The sequence below is a fragment of the Aquabacter cavernae genome (genome assembly GCF_003993795.1).
Taxonomy (GTDB): domain Bacteria; phylum Pseudomonadota; class Alphaproteobacteria; order Rhizobiales; family Xanthobacteraceae; genus Aquabacter; species Aquabacter cavernae.
This window is the reverse complement of record NZ_RWKV01000017.1, coordinates 323,949-341,521: the sequence shown is the minus strand read 5'-3', so window position 1 is coordinate 341,521 and position 17,573 is coordinate 323,949. Positions and strand designations below refer to the sequence as shown.

General features: G+C 65.9%; 18 protein-coding genes and 1 tRNA gene. 7 read left to right on the top strand and 12 right to left on the bottom strand.

Going from position 1 to position 17,573, the window contains the following annotated elements; all coding sequences use genetic code 11:
* Nucleotides 1-472: 472 nt before the first annotated feature.
* Genes EJJ38_RS19510 through EJJ38_RS19500 form a run of 3 tightly spaced genes read right to left on the bottom strand, consistent with a single transcriptional unit; the run spans nucleotide 473 to nucleotide 3,079 of the window.
* The gene (locus EJJ38_RS19510) at nucleotides 473-871 is read right to left on the bottom strand and encodes a response regulator (protein WP_164738588.1); all 399 of its coding nucleotides are present in this window, start codon (nucleotides 869-871) and stop codon (nucleotides 473-475) included.
* On the bottom strand, nucleotides 868-2,595 hold the full coding sequence (locus EJJ38_RS19505; RefSeq protein ID WP_127092094.1) for a sensor histidine kinase: 1,728 nt from the start codon (nucleotides 2,593-2,595) through the stop codon (nucleotides 868-870). Before EJJ38_RS19505 ends, EJJ38_RS19510 begins: the two co-directional genes overlap by 4 nt.
* A gap of 1 nt (nucleotide 2,596) precedes the next feature.
* Complete coding sequence (locus EJJ38_RS19500; RefSeq protein WP_127092093.1) at nucleotides 2,597-3,079, bottom strand: putative pterin-binding protein; 483 nt, start codon at nucleotides 3,077-3,079, stop codon at nucleotides 2,597-2,599.
* A gap of 485 nt (nucleotides 3,080-3,564) precedes the next feature.
* On the opposite strand from EJJ38_RS19500, the gene EJJ38_RS19495 reads away from it, so the two are divergent.
* From EJJ38_RS19495 to EJJ38_RS19485, 3 genes are all read left to right on the top strand, one after another.
* Entirely contained in the window at nucleotides 3,565-5,484 is a 1,920-nt protein-coding gene (locus EJJ38_RS19495) for an ATP-binding protein (RefSeq protein ID WP_164738587.1), read from the top strand.
* A 171-nt stretch (nucleotides 5,485-5,655) separates the two neighbouring features.
* The gene (locus EJJ38_RS19490; protein ID WP_127092091.1) at nucleotides 5,656-5,859 is read left to right on the top strand and encodes a hypothetical protein; all 204 of its coding nucleotides are present in this window, start codon (nucleotides 5,656-5,658) and stop codon (nucleotides 5,857-5,859) included.
* 25 nt (nucleotides 5,860-5,884) lie between these two features.
* Nucleotides 5,885-6,067: a hypothetical protein gene (locus EJJ38_RS19485; RefSeq protein ID WP_127092090.1), complete on the top strand. Its 183-nt coding sequence runs from the start codon at nucleotides 5,885-5,887 to the stop codon at nucleotides 6,065-6,067.
* Nucleotides 6,068-6,104: 37 nt separating this feature from the next.
* Here EJJ38_RS19485 and EJJ38_RS19480 read toward each other — a convergent pair whose 3' ends face one another.
* Both EJJ38_RS19480 and EJJ38_RS19475 read right to left on the bottom strand, forming a co-directional pair.
* The gene (locus tag EJJ38_RS19480; RefSeq protein ID WP_127092089.1) at nucleotides 6,105-6,449 is read right to left on the bottom strand and encodes a RidA family protein; all 345 of its coding nucleotides are present in this window, start codon (nucleotides 6,447-6,449) and stop codon (nucleotides 6,105-6,107) included.
* Between the two features lie 208 nt (nucleotides 6,450-6,657).
* Nucleotides 6,658-6,732, bottom strand: a tRNA-Thr gene (locus EJJ38_RS19475).
* 418 nt (nucleotides 6,733-7,150) lie between these two features.
* Between EJJ38_RS19475 and EJJ38_RS19470 the strand changes: the two genes are divergently transcribed.
* The 3 genes from EJJ38_RS19470 to EJJ38_RS19460 are packed head-to-tail and all read left to right on the top strand — an operon-like array spanning nucleotide 7,151 to nucleotide 10,051.
* Nucleotides 7,151-8,311, top strand: coding sequence for an ABC transporter ATP-binding protein (locus tag EJJ38_RS19470; RefSeq protein ID WP_127092088.1), 1,161 nt, complete (start codon nucleotides 7,151-7,153; stop codon nucleotides 8,309-8,311).
* Nucleotides 8,312-8,321: 10 nt separating this feature from the next.
* Complete coding sequence (locus EJJ38_RS19465; RefSeq protein ID WP_127092087.1) at nucleotides 8,322-9,239, top strand: ABC transporter permease subunit; 918 nt, start codon at nucleotides 8,322-8,324, stop codon at nucleotides 9,237-9,239.
* Nucleotides 9,236-10,051, top strand: a complete 816-nt coding sequence (locus tag EJJ38_RS19460; RefSeq protein WP_127092086.1) for an ABC transporter permease — start codon at nucleotides 9,236-9,238, stop codon at nucleotides 10,049-10,051. The genes EJJ38_RS19465 and EJJ38_RS19460 overlap by 4 nt, the downstream gene beginning before the upstream one ends.
* A gap of 399 nt (nucleotides 10,052-10,450) precedes the next feature.
* Here the strand turns inward: EJJ38_RS19460 and EJJ38_RS19455 are convergent, their stop codons facing one another.
* The 6 genes from EJJ38_RS19455 to EJJ38_RS19430 all read right to left on the bottom strand — a co-directional run bounded on the left by EJJ38_RS19455 (nucleotide 10,451) and on the right by EJJ38_RS19430 (nucleotide 15,648).
* Nucleotides 10,451-11,341, bottom strand: coding sequence for an ABC transporter permease (locus EJJ38_RS19455; RefSeq protein ID WP_127092085.1), 891 nt, complete (start codon nucleotides 11,339-11,341; stop codon nucleotides 10,451-10,453).
* 13 nt (nucleotides 11,342-11,354) lie between these two features.
* Nucleotides 11,355-12,185, bottom strand: a complete 831-nt coding sequence (locus EJJ38_RS19450) for an ABC transporter ATP-binding protein (protein ID WP_127092084.1) — start codon at nucleotides 12,183-12,185, stop codon at nucleotides 11,355-11,357.
* 69 nt (nucleotides 12,186-12,254) lie between these two features.
* Nucleotides 12,255-13,274, bottom strand: coding sequence for an ABC transporter substrate-binding protein (locus tag EJJ38_RS19445; protein ID WP_127092083.1), 1,020 nt, complete (start codon nucleotides 13,272-13,274; stop codon nucleotides 12,255-12,257).
* 92 nt (nucleotides 13,275-13,366) lie between these two features.
* Nucleotides 13,367-13,786, bottom strand: a complete 420-nt coding sequence (locus EJJ38_RS19440; RefSeq protein WP_127092082.1) for a RidA family protein — start codon at nucleotides 13,784-13,786, stop codon at nucleotides 13,367-13,369.
* A gap of 5 nt (nucleotides 13,787-13,791) precedes the next feature.
* Nucleotides 13,792-14,952, bottom strand: coding sequence for an alanine racemase (locus EJJ38_RS19435; RefSeq protein WP_127092081.1), 1,161 nt, complete (start codon nucleotides 14,950-14,952; stop codon nucleotides 13,792-13,794).
* A gap of 36 nt (nucleotides 14,953-14,988) precedes the next feature.
* A complete protein-coding gene (locus tag EJJ38_RS19430) occupies nucleotides 14,989-15,648 on the bottom strand; it encodes an HD domain-containing protein (RefSeq protein ID WP_127092080.1) in 660 nt (219 codons plus the stop codon).
* A 316-nt stretch (nucleotides 15,649-15,964) separates the two neighbouring features.
* On the opposite strand from EJJ38_RS19430, the gene EJJ38_RS19425 reads away from it, so the two are divergent.
* Nucleotides 15,965-16,876, top strand: coding sequence for a LysR family transcriptional regulator (locus EJJ38_RS19425; RefSeq protein WP_127092079.1), 912 nt, complete (start codon nucleotides 15,965-15,967; stop codon nucleotides 16,874-16,876).
* A 9-nt stretch (nucleotides 16,877-16,885) separates the two neighbouring features.
* Here the strand turns inward: EJJ38_RS19425 and EJJ38_RS19420 are convergent, their stop codons facing one another.
* A complete protein-coding gene (locus EJJ38_RS19420; protein WP_127092078.1) occupies nucleotides 16,886-17,542 on the bottom strand; it encodes a TetR family transcriptional regulator in 657 nt (218 codons plus the stop codon).
* Nucleotides 17,543-17,573 lie beyond the last annotated feature (31 nt).

The following is a 17,573-nucleotide window of genomic DNA, read 5'->3' as shown; positions in this document are numbered from 1 at the left end:
CATCTCCCGGACGGCGATGCGCGAAAGTGTCTCAGCCACGCCGCGACCGTCGGGCATCTCGGGCGGCAGATTGAGGCGCGCTGTTCCACCGTCGGTCGCGCTTCCTGCAGGCATCGACCCGCACGCATCGTTTCGGCCGTGCTCGATCACAGGTGGCCGAACGGTATCCCGGCTTGCGCGCCGGGAGCGATCCACCTTCGGGCCGTGGACCAGGAGAACAGTGTCCGGACCGCCGGTACGGGCGTGATCCGGGCCCCAACCTCGTCCCACAGGTACCGATCCAGGACAGCTCCGTGAAGAGCAGGCGCGCGTATGTCTCCGGGTTCCGCCCAGTGAGATGATCGGGGCCATGGCCGATCCACGCCTGGCCGTGGCGTGCCTCCCGGGCGTGGCACGGGCATGAATGGAGAGCCGTCCTGAAGCGGTCTCCCTCCGGGGGGAGACTGCCGCCGCCGCAGGGAGCCCGATGGGATCAGGTCCCCGTGGGAAGCTTGAAAGTATCTTCCAGGAATGACTGGATATCGCTCAGCACCAGATCGGGATCGATGGGCTTCAGATACAGCAGATCGACGCCGAAATCCTTGGCGGCGGTTGTATCCAGCACGTGCCCGGTCATGATGCAGTAGATGAGCGGCTGAAGCTGGTTGGGCAGGCGGCGGGTGGCGGAGACCAGTTCGGCGCCGCTGAAATGGCCGACCCGCAGGTCGGTGAGCAGGCATGTGGGCGCCGCGCCCGCATGCAGCGCTTCCAGCGCGTCGGGCGCGCTGGTGTGGACCATGGCACGCCATCCGCAGGCGGCGAAGAACTCGCCGAGTTCTCCCGCGAGATCCGCCTCGTCGTCGCAGATCAGGATGGACGGCTCGCGGATCATGCGGCCTCGCGTTCTGCCGAGGAGGCCGCCGCCGGCGCGAGGGGAAGGACAAGGGTGAAGCATGCGCCGTAGCGCATGTTCTCGGCCATGATCTGGCCGTTCATGTCGCGCACCACGCTGCGCGCCAGGGCGAGGCCGAGGCCGGTGCCCTTCTGGGCGACCTTGGTGGTGGAGAAGGGCTCGAAGATGCGCGACATCAGGTCGTCGCTGATGCCGCCCGCCGCATCCTCCACCTCGATGACGGCGCGACCTTCCTGGGCCTGGGCGCGCAGCCACACGGTGCGCGGGCGCGTGTCGTCCTGCAGGGCGAAGGCGTCGCGCGCATTCACCAGCAGGTTGACGATGACATGCTCCAGCATGGCCCGGTCGCCGCTCACGGTGTGCTCGGGCGGGAGGTCGAGCTGCAAAGCGAGGCGGATGCCCGCGGACCGATACTGTTCGGCGACGGACCCGGCCGCCAACTCGATGGCCTGTCCGAGCGGGAAGATCTCGGCAGTGCCGCTGGGCAGGCGCCCATAGTGCCTGACCTGCTCAATGATGCGCTTGGCGCGATCCACCTGGGTGGAGACCCGTTCCAGCTTGGCCGCGACCGCGTCCCGCGCGCCTTCCGTCTCCAGGTGGCGATGAGCGTTCGCCACCGCCATGCGGATCACCGCCAGGGGCTGGTTGATTTCGTGGGAGAGGGCATTCGCCATCTCGCCGAGCGCGGCCAGCTTGGCGGCCTGGAGCGACTGCAGGTCCGCATGCTGCGCGCGGGTCGTGTCGATCATGACCACGAGAACCTGCGGGCGGCCTTCCCAGGTCACCGGACACAGATGGCCCCTGAGGGAGATCACGTCGCCATTGGCCTTGGTGAGGGCCATCTTGACCGTGGCGCCCTCGGCATCGCCGGTCCGCACATCCTGGGCCGCGACTTCGATCAGGCGCTTCCAATCGGGATGGTCGAGCGAGCCGGCCACCATCTGCGCGGCCGCCGGATTGACGAAGCGCACCGCATTGCGGCTCGGGTCGATGACGGCCATGGCGGTTGGGGCCGCCTGGATCACCCCCCGCAGGTTTCCCTCCATGTCCGCGATGGCCCGGCGCGCCCGCTCCACTTCGGCAATGCGCGCGGTGTCGCGGCGGCTCTGGAGCAGCAGCATGGCCACCAGACTCGTACCGGACAGGAACAGCAAGGCGAGCGGCACGATGGCGAGCTGCGTGGCGAGGGTGCGCTCGCGCTCGAACAGCGAATTGTTATAGGCGACGGACGCCATCAGCACGGTCTGAAGCTCGGGTCCCAGCGGGGCGAGGGCGCTGGCCCAGCGGGCAAGCATTTCGGGAGTGCCGGCGTCGGGCGGATGCAGCGCGGGCAACTCGTCGATCATGCGGTCCAGCAGGCGCTCATAGGCCTGCAAAGCGGGCTGCATGGCGGCGATCTCGGGCAGGATGCGCCCTTCCTCGGAGGCATAGAGGATCGGCAGCCGCGAGCGCAGGATTTCCAGCCGCAGGGCGAGATCCGCCACCACCTGCGGGGTGAAATGGTCTTTCGCATGCTCAATGGCGGCGGCCGACTTCACATGCTCAAGCTGCGCCTGATAGGCGACCCAGCCGGAATTGGTGACGGTCTGCGAGAGAACGGCGCGGTGCTTGTTCTCCCAGATGTAAAGGAGCGTCGTGGCCACGAACAGGCAGAAGGTCACCGCGCAGAGCGTGGCCGACCAGGAGCGCAAGGGGGCGCGCATCTTATTCGACCACGAAGTCAAGGCTTTTCACCTGCCAAACCATACGGGCCTTATAGTAAGCCTGACGAAATTTGGCGTCGCTGTCGATTGGATACATGATCCAAAACGGCCCTTTATCTTTTATGCGGATGACGTTTCCATCAATCCTGGTCGAGAATAAGGCGCCGTTGTGTCTCCAATCTTCCGCAGGGATGGACATTCTGTAGTCATTGAGCGCGCCCACCTGCACTTCGCTCGGATCGCGTCCGGAGAGCGTGGCGATGGAGGCGAGGAGGGGGCCTGTGAAGTGGCGGCGGCCATCCTCCCAGGGGGTCGAGGTTTCGATGCTGGCCTGGGGCAGGGCATCCAGCGCCGCAAGCGTCAGCTCCTGCTGGCTCAGGACCTTTCCGTCCTTGCCCGCCCAACGCACGAGCACCGACTGCGCCGCAGCCGGAATACTCAGCCAGGCGAGAAGCAGGCTGGCGATGAGGGCGGTGCGAGGCATGCTTCGGCTTCATCCTCTCGCGAGAGGGTGCAGGGAGACGGCGCGAATCAAAACTTAAGACGATGTTAATCTATCGCGTAAGTTGCCATAGCAATGGGTGGAAAGCGCTTGGCACCCGCTCCATTTTGGCGCTGACCAGGAGGTGATGGCACCAGTTTGGATGCAATCTCGCCTTATGCGGGTATGTTAAGTTTTTATGCATCCCCTGGTAGGTTTCGCGTCGTCAGCGACAATGCGCTTGCAGCTTGAGGGCGGATCGGACACGCTAATAATGGGGTAGGCTGCGGTTTCTCATGGGGCGATCGGAAAACAACGAAACAACTGGAGGTCGGCCACAGTCCCGCACGCGGGCGATCTTCGTTTGGCTCGTGCTCGCTGTAGTGTGCTGTGCGCCGCCGAGCCTGGCGATCCTCACGTATAAACTGCACGTCCGCCAGGCGGAGAAGGAATCCGTCGATACATCCCGGCGCCTTGCCTATGTCCTGATGTCCCATCTCGATCGTACCATCGAGGCGATCGACAGCTTCATGATCAATTTCGGGACCTACCTGGGCGACAAATGGAGTTCCGACGACATCTACCGTGAGTTGCGGAATGCCCCGCTTCCGGCCTCCGTCATTCAATTGTCCCTGGTGGATGCGGGCGGCCGCTTCATCGCCAGTAATCTGGCGCCGCCCGGAAACCCCTTCGACCTGTCGGACCGCGATCATGTCCGGGTGCATCTGGATGGGCTCGCCGGCGACAATGTCTTCGTCAGCAAGCCCGTAAAGGGCCGCGTGTCCAAGGTCTGGACCATCCAGTTCAGCCGCGCGGTGCGCAACGAGCATGGCCGGCTGCTGGGCGTGCTGGTGGCGTCCTATGAGATCGCGGACCTGATGGAATTCTACAGCCGCCTGCGCACCGACCCCAATGTACTGGTGGTCCTGGTGGGCTTTGACGGCGTCATCCGCGCCCGCGCGGCCGGTGCGGGGGCGGGCGATCGCGTGGGCCAGGACATGAGCAACTCCGCCGCCTTCCAGCTCATGCGCGAAAGCCCGGAGGGCGTCTATCAGTCCGTGAGTCCGCTCGATCAGGTGGAGCGCATCGGCTATTTCGTCTCGTCCAAGCGCTTTCCCCTGACGGTCCTCGTGGCCTCCGACCGGACCTTTGTGCGCCGGCAGAGCGAGGAGTTCATGGTGGCCACCGGCGCAGTTTCCGCCGGTCTCGGCGTGGCGCTGCTGGTGCTGGGCGTGATGGTCATCCGCAACAACCGGCTGGAGCAGCGGCTGCGCACCAAGGAGTTCCATGCGGGCGCGCGCCAGCGCGAGGCGCAGTTCCTGCGGGCCTTCGGCAACATGCCCGGCGTCAGCGTCGTGCATGTGAGCGGGGACGTTGCGAGCCCCATCGGCGCCAGCAGTTCCGACGATGCCTCCCCGGTGGCGCGCTATGTGCGCGGCAGCCAGTTCGTGTCGCGGCTCGCCGCCAGCGACGCCTCCTCCGTGAATATCGAGCATTTCACCCAGGATGGTGAGGAGCACGAGATCCAATATGTGGTCGCGCAGATCGGCAATCTGGAGAATGCCGCCGCGCCCCAGGGCGAGGTGCCCGAGCGGGAAATGGTGGTGTTCGCCCTCGACCGAACGGCAGCGCGCACCGAGGAGAACAACCTCTACCAGATGTCGAAGATGGCGGCCCTGGGCGAACTGGTCACCGGCCTTGCCCATGAGATCAACCAGCCGCTGGGCGTCATCCGCCTTGCGGCCGCCAATGCGCTGAGTGGCCTCAAGCGCGGCCTGCCGCCCGAGCATACGGAAGAGAAGCTCAACCGCATCATCCACCAGACGGGCCGGATGAAGGCGATCATCGACCATATGCGGATATTCGGGCGCAAGAGCGAATTGCGCCGCGAACCCTCCTCGGTGGCGGCGGCCATCGAAGGCGCGTTGCAGGTGGTGGGCACGCAGATCCGCCTCGACGACATCACCCTCACCGCGCCACTGCCCACGGGTCCGGACGTGAAGGTGCTGTGCCGTCAGGAGCAACTGGAGCAGGTGCTCATCAATTTGCTGCTCAACGCCCGCGATGCCGTGCGGGCCCGGCGCCAGGGCACGCCGGGCTATCGCGGCGCCATCGACGTGACCTGCGTGAGCGAGCCGGGGGAGGGGAATGCCTGCACCGTGCGCCTGGTGGTGCGCGACAATGCGGGCGGCGTGCCGGAGAGCATCATCGGCAAGGTCTTCCAGCCCTTCTTCACCACCAAGGCCGCCGGGCAGGGCACGGGGCTCGGCCTCTCGGTCTCCTTCGGCATCATCCGCGACCATGGCGGCAATCTCAGCGTGGCCAATGATGCGGACGGCGCCGTCTTCACCATCATCCTGCCGGGGCTGATGCCGGAGGGCGACCCGCTGCTGGACGCTCCGGCCTGAACGAGGCCGGGCCTTCCCGCCCGCCATCCGCTTCAAGGATGCAGTGCGCGGTCGGGACCGGGCTCCGTGGGCGGGTGTGTCGTCTCAAGCGTTTGGACGCGGCGCGCTCTGCCCGCGCGACGCCCCCTCGGCATCACGTTTGGCCTTGCGGGCTACACCCAGGCAGGCGACGTGACCGTGCAGGCGCGCATCGATGTGGCCTATGAGGCGCTCGGCGGGCGTGCCTTGAGCGTTTCCGCGAAACGCTGGAACAGCCTCGGGAGGGGCATGCGGCGCGCGGCCTCGCGTCCGCTTTTCCGTGCGGCATCGGCCCCCTATAAGGACGGACTATGCCGGCTCCATGCCGCGCTGCTGAAATTAAAGGACGCCGCGTGATGCGCGGCTATTGTGGGAGAGGGTGATGAACGCCACCGACACGATCATTTATTTCGGGGTGTTCTTCATCTGCTATGCGGTGCTGCACGCATTGATGGCGGCCTTCGCCATCCCGAGCACCACTTGGTCGGGCGTCATCGTCGCCCTCATCAGCGCCTTCACCGCCTACGGCCTGCGCGAGTATCGCAAGCGCCGCAGAGGCGCCTGAGGGGAAAGCCCCGCGCGAGCCGCGCGGGGCGTCGGCATCAGGGCTTCGCCGCGACGACGATGATTTCCACCTTGAACTTCGGGGCGGCCAGCTTGCCCTCGCTGGTGGCGCGCGCCGGGGGATTGTCCTTGTCCACCCAGCTGTCCCACACGCTGTTCATCTCGGCGAAGTCGGCGATGTCCGAGAGCCAGATGGTGGCGGAAAGGATGTTGGCCTTGCTGGAGCCGGCACGCTCCAGGAGCGCGTCGATGGAGGCGAGCACGCCGCGGGTCTGGGCGGCCACGTCCGGCCCCTCGGCCACCTGGCCGGCGAGATAGATGGTGTTGCCGTGGATGACGGCCTCGCTCATGCGGGCGCCCTTGTCGAGGCGGACGATGGTCATCTGCGAATTCCTGCTGCAGGCCCGCGCGGGCGCGGGCGGGGAGTAAGGAAGGCGCCAGCGCGCGCGGGCACCCCGCGCAGGGCGATAGACCGCTTCCACCCCCCGTTCAAGCCTGGAAGGCGCTCCGCGACGTGGGGCTGCACCATGTACAGGCGACGCAGCCGTGCGTTCGGGGCCTGTGTGCAAGTTGGTGACGTATCGGGAAAACTGGTGCTGCGAGAGAGGATTGAACTCTCGACCTCTCCATTACCAATGGAGTGCTCTACCACTGAGCTACCGCAGCGTCCGGGTCGCGCCTGGTGCCGGAAGCCGGCTCGCGCCGTCGAAGGGCGCTGTCAGGAGCGGAAGCGGCGGGAGGTCCGCCGCGAGTGCGCCGTTCCTGCCACAAGCCGGCGGAGGGTGCAAGCCTCCCCCAGCCCCTGTGCGCCGAAAAGGTGCGGCTTCTCCACCGGAGCTTCGTTCGGCAGGAGTGAATCACCCTGGCTGCTCAATCGGGCGTCTTGATCACCGGTGGAGGGCCATGCGCACCCGCCGCGAAGCCTGAAGATGCTGCGGAGAAGGCCGGTCGCAGCTTGGGCGTGCCGCATATTGATGCGTCCGTGGTGCGGTGCGCTCTTTTTTTGCGCCTGCACAAGGCTTGAGCGTTGCGCGGGAGACGGATAGCCTCTCACTAAGAACAACGAGGGGATAAGCGGGGCTTCATGGCCAAAGCGCGGACGCAGACCATCGGCGCCGTCAGGCGCACCTTCTCGCCCTGGACCGATCCCTCCGCCACGCCGCTGATCCGGTTCGAGAATGTGGTGAAGAGCTTCGGCGCCTTCACCGCCGTGAACCATGTCAGCCTGGACATTTATGAGCGCGAGTTCTTCGCGCTGCTGGGGCCGTCCGGCTGTGGAAAGACCACGCTGATGCGCATGCTCGCGGGGTTCGAGGAGCCCACCGAAGGGCGCATCACCCTCGCCGGCCAGGATCTTACCGGCGTGCCGCCCTATGAGCGGCCCGTGAACATGATGTTCCAGTCCTATGCGCTGTTCCCCCACATGAGCGTGGCGGACAACATCGCCTTCGGCCCCAAGCAGGCGGGCATGGGCAAGGGCGAGATCGCGGCGCGGGTGGAGGAGATGCTGGCGCTGGTGAAGCTGGAATCCTTCGCCAAGCGCAAGCCGCACCAGCTTTCCGGCGGTCAGCGCCAGCGCGTGGCCCTGGCGCGCGCGGTGGCCAACCGCCCCAAGGTGCTTCTGCTGGACGAGCCGCTGGGCGCGCTGGACAAGAAGCTGCGCGAAGAGACCCAGTTCGAGCTGATGGACCTGCAGCAGAGCCTCGGCATGACCTTCCTGATCGTGACCCACGACCAGGAAGAGGCCATGACGGTGGCGGATCGCATCGCCGTGATGAATCACGGCGTGCTGGTCCAGGTGGATCCGCCCGCGACCATCTATGAGCAGCCGGCCACCAAATACGTGGCGGACTTCATCGGCGACGTGAACATCATCGCCTGCAAGGTGGAAGGCTGCTTCGGCAGCGACCTGCGGCTCGCCACCTCCCTCACGCCCCATCCGCTCCAGGTCACCCATTCGGGCGACCAGAAGCCGGGGGACGAAGTGTGGCTCGCCATTCGCCCCGAGAAGATGCGCATCTCGCTGGATGCGCCGGACGCGGCGGCGGGCAATTGCTTCGAGGGCGAGATCTGGGACATCGGCTATCTGGGCGACCTGTCCGTCTACCATGTGGAGCTGCCCTGCGGGACGCGCATCAAGGTGTCCCAGCCCAATCTCTCGCGCGTGGTCGAGCGGCCCATCACCTGGGAAGACAAGGTCTATGTCACCTTCACGCCGCATGCCGGCGTGGTGTTGAGCCGATAGGAGGGACACCATGGCCCTTCCTGGATCACGGGGGATCGGTCGCCGACTGGTGATCGCGGTCCCTTTCTTCTGGCTGCTGCTGCTGTTCGTCGTCCCGTTCCTGATCGTGCTGAAGATCAGCCTGTCGCAGGACGTGATCGCGCAGCCGCCCTACACACCGCTCCTCGACCTCTCCCAGGGATGGGCGGGCCTGAAGGACTTCTTCTCGCAGCTCAATTTCGACAATTACGGCTACGTGCTGGACTGGAACAACGAGTTCCTCAACGCCTACGGCTCCAGCCTCATCATCGCCGGCGTCTCCACGCTGCTTCTGCTGCTGGTGGGCTATCCCATCGCCTACGGCATGGCCCGCGCGCCGCGCTCCATCCAGCCGACCCTGGTGATGATGGTGATCCTGCCGTTCTGGACCTCGTTCCTGATCCGCGTCTATGCCTGGATCGGCATCCTCTCCCAGGACGGCCTGCTCAATCAGGCGCTGACGGCGCTCGGCATCATCGACACGCCGCTGGAGATCCTCAATACCGACCTCGCCGTCTATATCGGCATCGTCTATTCCTACCTGCCCTTCATGGTGCTGCCGCTTTATTCCGCGCTGGAAAAGATGGACGGCACGCTGCTGGAGGCGGCGGAGGATCTGGGCTGCCCGCCCATGAAGGCCTTCTGGCTGGTCACCTTCCCGCTCTCCTTGCCGGGTGTGGCGGCGGGCGCGCTGCTCTGCTTCATCCCCGCCGTGGGTGAGTTCGTCATCCCCGATCTTCTCGGCGGGTCCGACACGCTCATGATCGGCAAGTCGCTGTGGACCGAGTTCACGGTGAACCGTTCCTGGACTGCGTCCTCGGCGGTGGCGGTTCTGCTGCTCATCGTGCTGGTGGTGCCCATCGTCATCTACCAGAACATCCAGGCACGCCAGCTGGAGGCGGGAAAATGAATCGCGGCCCCACCTGGTTCAACGTCACTTCGCTGGTGCTGGGATTTGCCTTCCTCTACATTCCGATCCTGCTGCTCATCATCTATTCCTTCAATGGGTCGCGCCTCGTCACCATCTGGGGCGGCTTCTCGACGGAATGGTATGTGGCGCTGCTGCATGACGAGCAGTTGCTCGACGCGGTGTGGGTCACGCTGCGCGTTGCGGCCCTGTCCTCGCTGGTGGCGACCGTGCTCGGCACCCTGGCCGCCATCGCGCTCACCCGCTACGGGCGGTTCACCGGCCGCTCGGTCTTCTCGGGCATGACCTATGCGCCCCTCGTCATGCCGGAGGTGATCACCGGCCTGTCGCTGCTGCTGCTGTTCGTGGCCATCGGCTTCGAGCGCGGCTTCTGGACCATCATGCTGGCCCACACCACCTTCACCATGTGCTTCGTGGCGGTGGTGGTGCAGTCGCGCCTCGTCACCTTCGACCGCTCCCTGGAAGAGGCGGCCCTGGATCTCGGCTGTTCGCCGGCCAAGACCTTCTTCATCATCACCTTGCCGCTCATCCTGCCGGCGGTGATCTCCGGCTTCATGCTGGCCTTCACCCTGTCCATGGACGATCTGGTGATCGCCTCCTTCACGACGGGCCCCGGCGCCACCACGCTCCCCATGCGCATCTATTCGCAGGTCCGCATGGGCGTGACGCCGGAGATCAACGCCATCTGCACGGTCATGATCGGCTTCATCGCCATCATCGTGCTCATCGCCTCCATCGCCACCAAACACCAGGAGACCGTGCGTCGGCGCGAGGAGCAGGCGGCGGCGCAGTAGAGTTGGACCCCTCGAGTTAAGTCAGCCTGAGGGGCTTATCCGCCTCTAGACCTTTGAGAGGACGGGCGCGGCCACCCCTGCGTCCCGGCCCTCAGCACCAGCAGCATCAGGACATCTCGTGGCCTTGATCCAGGTCGAGACCCCGTTCCGCTGGGTGCCGGTCGGTAAGGGCCGGGATGCCGGTGGCCTGGTTAGGCTCGTCGCCTGATGCGGCGCGGAGATTCGGGGTTCGCACGACGCGCCTGCCCTTCCGGCGAAGAGGCTCACAAGGGGCGCAAAGGCACCGGCTGGCGCCATCCCGTTGAGAAAAAGCCCGCCGGACAATTATCCGGCGGGCCTCGTCATCATCGCTTTATCTGCGGGCCGGCTCGAATGAGTTCCGGCCCTGGAGCCTGACCCTTACCTCTGCATTCCCCATTTTTGGATTGTCTTTGCCGCGATTGCTCTGAAGATGACGGATTCGACGAGCAGTCCGATGAGGATGACGGTGAAGAGGCCGGCGAAGACCTTTGGGGTTTCGAGCTGTGCGCGGGCCTCGAAGATGTACCAGCCCAGGCCCCCTGAGCGGGAGGAGACGCCGAAGACCAGCTCGGCGGCCACCAGGGTGCGCCAGGCGAAGGCCCAGCCGATCTTCAGGCCCGCCAGGATGGTGGGGAAGGCCGCGGGGATCAGGATCAGCGCCACGTAGCGGATGCCCTTCAGCCCGTAATTGCGTCCCGACAGGCGCAAGGTCTCGGGCACCGAGCGGAAGCCGGTGAGGGTGGAGAGCGACACCGCCCAGAGCACCGAGTGGATGATCACGAACACCAGCGATGGGATGCCCAGGCCGAACCAGATGAGCGCCAGCGGCAGAACCGCGATGGCGGGCAGCGGGTTGAACATGGCGGTGAGCGTGGTGAGGATGTCGGCGCCGATGCGGGAGGAGACGGCCAGCGATGTGAGGATGGCGGCCAGCACGATGCCGCCCACATAGCCCAGCGCCAGGGGATAGAGCGAGGTGCGGGTGCGGTCGAGGAGGGTGCCGTCCAGGAGGTCGTGGACGAAGGTCTCCAGGGTGGTGGTGAAGGTGGGGAAGAGGAGCGGGTTGTCGGCCCAGCGGGCATAGAGCTCCCACACCACCAGCAGCGCGATGAGGACGCCCGCGCGGCGCACCGCATCATTGTTGAGGATGCGCTCGATGGGCGAGAGGCGGCGCTCCACGTCGCCGATGCCGCTGGCATCCAGGGGCTCGCACTCGAAGTCGGGGCGGGGGCGGGCAGGAACTCCCTTGAAGGGATGGGTGACGGACATGGCTGGCCCTCCTTCAGCGCGGGGTTGCGGCGAGTTGGAGCTTGGGCTCCGGGGTGAGCGCGGACGGTGCCGCATGCTCCTCGAACAGCAGGGAATGGATGCGCTTGGAGAGGGCGCCGAACTCGGGCGTGTCCACGTCCGCATAGGAGAGCGCCCCCGCCTCCAGCTCCGCGCGCACCCGTCCGGGATGGGGGGAGAGGATGAGGATGCGCGATCCCACCACGATGGCCTCCTCGATGGAATGGGTGACGAAGAGGACGGTGAAGCGCAGGCTGTCCCACAGCGCCAGCAACTCCTCCTGCATCTTGCGCCGGGTGAGGGCGTCCAGCGCTGCGAAGGGCTCGTCCATGAGCAGGACGTCCGGCTCCAGCGCCATGGCGCGGGCGATGGCGACGCGCATCTTCATGCCGCCGGAGAGCATGTGGGGATAGACGCCTTTGAACTTGGCGAGGCCCACCTTCTCGATGGCGGAGAGGGCACGGTCCCTCGCCTCCGAGCGCAGATATTTTCCGGCCGCCAGCATGGGGAACATGACGTTCTGGAGGACGGTCTTCCAGGGCATGAGCTGCTCGAACTCCTGGAACACCATCATCCTGTCCGGCCCGGGCTCGCGGACCTCGCGGCCGTTGACGACGATGGAGCCGCCGACGGGCTTGATGAAGCCGCCAATGGCCTTGAGCAAGGTGGACTTGCCGCAGCCCGAAGGCCCCAGGATCACATAGCGGTCCCCCGCCTCCACCTGACAGCTCACCTTGTAGGTCGCCGTCACAAGATGCTCAGGCGTCTTGTACTGAAGTGTTACGTCGCGAACGTCCACAAGCGGCCGCGCCTCTATACGTGTCATCGATTGTCCCTCCTCCGGCGCACTGGACCGCGGCGCGGCCGGCTGGCGCCGGCCGCGCGTGTCGGGCGCTCAGTTGCCGGGTTGATCGTGGATGTAGGGGAGGAACAGGTCCTTCCAGTCGGTCGGCGCGGTCTTCAGCGTGCCGATGCTGTTCAGGAACTTGGCGAAGGCCATGAACTTCTGGGGCGTCAGGCTGTAGACGGTGGTCGGATCGCTCAGCAGCTCCACCACCTCGGCCTTCGGCGTGTTCTTGGCGTTCGACATCTCGATATAGATGTCCGCCGCCTTCTCCTTGTCGGCAGTGATCAGCTTTTGCGCATCGTCCAGCGCCTTGACCAGTGCCTCGATCGCCTTGGGATTGTCCGCGTCGAACTTGGACGTGGTGAAGAGCAGGTTGAAGGTGGAGGGGCCGCCCATCACCTCCTCGGAGGTGAGGATGGTGCGGATGCCCGGCGTCTTCACTTCCATGTTCTGGAACGGGGGCGAGGTGAAATGCGCGGTGATCTCTGTCTTGCCCGACAAGAGGCTGCTCATGCCGTCCGGGTGGGAGAGCGACACGGTCAGGGGATCGAGCTTGGCGAACTCGGCCGGGCCGTATTCCTTCGCCGCCGCCATCTGCAGCAGGATGGCGGGGGTGGAATTCTTCACCGCCGTCAGCGCGATCCGGTCCTTCTCGGTGAAGTCCTTGATGGACTTCACGTTGGGATCACGGGTGTTGAGCCACATGGACTGGCTGAGCAGCGGCGCGATGCCCTTCACCTCGTTGCGGGTGCCCTTGGTGCGCCCCCAGAAGATGAGGAAGCCGGGCGGCCCGTTGGTGATCACGTCGAGATTGCCCGAGATGAGCGCCTCGTTCGCCGCCGTGTTGTTGCCCAGCGTGAGATAGACGGGCTTGGTGGGGATGCCGAGCTCAGCCGCCCGCTTCTCGTAGAGCTTTTCCTTCTCCATCACCATCAGGGGCAAATAGGCGAGCCCATATTGCTTGGCGATGCGGATCTGGTCCGTCTCGGCCCGCGCGGCGGGGGCCGAGACAGCGCCAATTCCGGCTGCGAGCGCCAGTGCAAAGGCGCGGCGTGATAAGATGTGCATGCAAGTTCCCCTTATTGGATTGGTTCACGTCTTGCGGGCGTTGCCTCGTTTTTCTGGAAGGTGTTTGTCTTCATTCGCAGCCCGTGTTCGTTTTATTTCGGGTTCTGCGCGGCGATGGCGTCGATCTCGACGAGATATCCGTAATGGAGGTGCGGCACCGGCACGACGGAGCGTGCCGGACGGGCGTCGCCGAGGATCTCGGCATAGACGGCGTTGAAGGCCGGCCAGTTCTCCACGCCGACAATGTAGACCGTCACCTTCAGCAGGCTCTCGGGGCCGGACCCGGCCGCCGCGAGCACCGCGAAGAGATTGGCCAGGGCCCGGCGCGCCTGCGCCTCGAACGGCGGGGCCGCATCGTGCGGCTTTCCGGCCTGGACCGGGAGCTGCCCGGACGCATAGACGAGCCCGCCATGGGTGATGGCCTGGGAATAGTGCCCGCCCGGCGGCGGCGCACCCGGTGCGGAGACGGCGACGATGTCGGAGGCGTTTGCAGGGGCATCGGTTTTGGACATTGGTGTCACCATCCGTGGAAGCGCGGCCAGAAGCCGTGGGTTTCGGCCGAGCCCTCCCGCACCAGGACGTAGCCGTCGTGCTGCGTGGCCGTGGCGCAGGCATGGTTGGGCAGCACGCGCACCTTGCTGCCCACCGGCAGGTCCGGCAGCGAGCCGGTGCTGCCGGGGCGCAAGGCGAGGATGCCGTGCTCCTGGCTCGCGCTGACCATGATGAGGTCGCCATAGGGCGTGCCGTCGAGGTCGCAGACCAAGCCGTATCCCTGGTTCACCGCCTGTGCCGACGTGCCGAGGTCCCGTGACATGGCGGTCCAGCCCGCATCCACCACGATCCAGCCCCGGTCCCGGCGATGGCCGATGACGGTCGCGAGAACCGAGATGGCGATATCGTCGAACGTGCAGACGCCGATGCCCGCCTGAGCCAGATCGAAGAACATGAAGACGCCGGCCCGGACCTCGGTGAGGCCCTCGAAATTGCGCCCATAGAGCGCGGTGGGCGTGGAGCCGACGCTCACTGTCGGGCATGGCAGGCCCGCCGTCTCCAGTGTCCGCGCAACGCTCACCGCCGCAGCCCGCTCACGCTCGGCATGGGCCTCGTATTCGGCGACGGTGCGGGCGGAATAGCTGCCGCCCGCATGGGTGATGACGCCGCGCAGCGCTCCGCAGGCATGCAGCATCTTGCCGAGTGCGACGATGGCCTGCGTATCCTCGGGGAGAAGCCCGGCCCGCGTGCCGTCGGAATCGATCTCGATGAGCGCGGGGATGGGCGGGCCAGCGGCGGCGGCGATGGCTGCCGCCTGCGCCTCGCTGTCGAGGATCACCGCGATGTCCACGCCCGCCTGGCGCAGGGCCTGGACGCGGGGCAGCTTCGACGGGGCGATGCCCACCGCATAGATGATGTCGGTGACACCGATCCCGGCAAACACCTCCGCCTCCTTGAGGGTGGAGACGGTGACGGGGCCGTGCGGCGTGCCCGTCAGCGCCCGCCGTGTCACGTCAACGGACTTCGCCGTCTTCAGGTGCGGCCGGAACGCCACGCCACTATGGGCGAAGCGGGCGCGCATGCGGGCGAGATTGGCGTCGAGCCGGCCTTCGTCCAGCAGCAGGCAGGGCGTATCGAGGGCGTCGATGCGCGTACCTGCGGGGGGGATGGCGTGTTCCTGTGTCATGGGCACCTCATGCAGATCGGGGTCGCGGCGCGCCGGTCAGGACGCATCGCTCTCCTTGAAATCATCGATCATGAGGCCGCTGATCCGCAGGGTCTGCCAATAGGATTTATCGGCATAATGGACGATGGTGCATTCGGGGCTCCGCGCCAGCACCTCGCCTTCATAGGAATGGCCGAGCGCGATCTGCGCCACTTCCTCGGGCAGGCCCACCGTCAGGCAGATATGCATGCCGTAGGGCGGGTGGCGGAAGATGGGCCAGCCGGCCTTGCTCGGCTGCGCCTTGCGGGCGGCCCGCTTCACCGGGTCGTACTCGTAGGGCTTGCCCACGTCGTGGCACAGGGCGCCGGCCACCAGGATGTCCTCGTCCACCGGCAGCTCCGGGAACTGCGCCTTGAGCACGCGCGCGATCTGCAGCGCGATGGCCGCCACGCCGCGCAAATGGTCCGCCTGGGTGCCGCGCACCAGCCGGTCGGTGTTCCACATGCCCGAGGCGCGCAGATCACTGATGCAGGAGAAGGAGGAATGGGCGATGGCCACGGCCCAGGCCTCCACCACCTGATCGCGCATGGTCTCGCTGCGGATCGCATCGAGTTCGGGCTGAAGCTCGGTGCGGACGGTGGCGCGCAGCGCGTCGGGCACCTCGCGCTGGGCAAGGTCGCTGGCGGAGGCGGCGGTGAAGGGGTCGTTTCTCGTCATGGCGGTCTTCTTCATTGCCTCGAGGGGTGAATGGGCAATCGACAGTGCTGTGCCGCCCGGCTGGCGGGTTGCAGCCGTCATGGCCGCGATGCCGCGCCAGAGACCCTGGACAGCGGCCGGTCATGACGCACGGCGCCGCTGCGTGCGGGCCGTATGCGGAAAAAAGCTGCGCTCGCCGGGCACGGCCCGGGGTGTTCAAACTCTGGATTTTGGTCTGTGCGGGCGGCTCTTTGGTCGCCTCAGGATTGAACTCTAGATGAAAAAATTCTCAAATCTATTTTGAATATTTGAGGTCTTACGATAGGAATTTCCAATCATGAGATTCACGCTTGCCCAGCTCGAAGCCTTCTATTGGGTGGCGCGTCAGGGCACCGTGCGCGATGCCGCGCAGCATCTGAACCTGTCTCAGCCCTCCGTCTCGCTGCGCATCCGGGAGCTGGAGATCGCGCTCTCCGCCACGCTCTTCGAGCGGTCGCGGACCGGCATGCGCCTCACCAATGCCGGCACCGAGCTGATGGAGCGGGCCTTCCTGGTTCTGGGAGAGGCCGAGCGCATCCAGAGCCTGTCGCAGAGCGAGACCGCGGTGCGCGGCACCCTGCGCATCGGCATGCCGGAAGTGTTCGCCGTGTGCTGCCTGCCGGTGCTGCTGGGGAGCCTTGGGACTGTGCATCCCTATCTGCGGGTGGAACTGCACATTTCCACCAGCGCCGACCTGCTGGAGGATCTGCGCGAGCGGCGCATCGACCTCGGCTTCATCATCGAGCCGGCACGGCCCCAGCATCTCCAGATGGTGCCGCTCGGCTATCTCGAACGGCGCTGGGCGGGCGGGCTGAAATCGGGGCTGAAGCAGCCCCTCGTCGCGGAGGAGATCCGCCACATGCCCATCCTCACCATTCCCCCGCGCGGCGGGTCACCGGAAACGTCGGTGACGCGGTGGTTCAACAGCTGCGGGGTGGAGCCCACGCGGCTCATTCCGTGCAACAGCGTCTATGTGATCGCCCAGCTCATCAAGCGGGGCATCGGCATCGGCACGCTGCCCCGTCCGCTGATCGATGCCGAGAATGCGGACGGGCGCCTGTGCATCCTCGAAGCCCATCCGCCGGTGGAAAGCTCCATGATGTATGCGGCCTATCGGCTGGAGGCCACCTCGGCGAACATCGAGGCATTGATCCGCCTGACGAAGCATGCGGTGAAGGAGACGCGGTTCCTTCAGAACCCGCTCTATTGAGATCCGCCTCTATCCCAGTTGCGCAGCAGGCCAGGGCGGGGCGATGGCGAGGCGGGTGGGGCTGGACCAGCTCGCCAGCAGCGCCGTGAGGGCTTCCTGGCATTTCGTCAGGACATCGAAGGCGCGCGGATCATCCAGCCAGTCGAACAGAAGGCCGATGAAGAACCAGTCGTAAAGGCGCGCGGCCACGCCCGGCTGCCAGATGGCGTTGAGATGGCCCTTGGCATGGGCCGCCTCGAACAGGCGGATGGTCTGGGAGTGGTAGCGCTCGTTGATTTCCTGCTTCCACTTGAGCAGTTCCGCAAGCTCCCCGCGATAGTCGCTCCGCAGCAGGACGCTGAAAATCCGCTGTCGCCGATCATCGGTCGCGATCAGGCGCATGGCCTCCAGGGCCAGGTTGCACGCGAGGCCGAGCGGGTCGGGGCTGTCCTCCTGCAGGGCCTGCTCGAAGAGGCGCTCGATATCGACGGACGCCTGGGCGTCCAGGGCGCGGAGAATGTCGGCCTTCTTGGGGAAATGGTAGTAGATCGCGCCACGGGTCACGCCCGCGGCGGCGGCAATCTTTTCCAGCGTCACGGGCGAGACGCCGTGCTCAAAAAAAAGCTGCTCGGCAATATCGAGGAGGCGCGTGCGCGTCTCCTCGGCTTCGGCTTTCGTCCGTCGCATCGCTCCTGACCTCTGCTCGGGTCTTATTCAT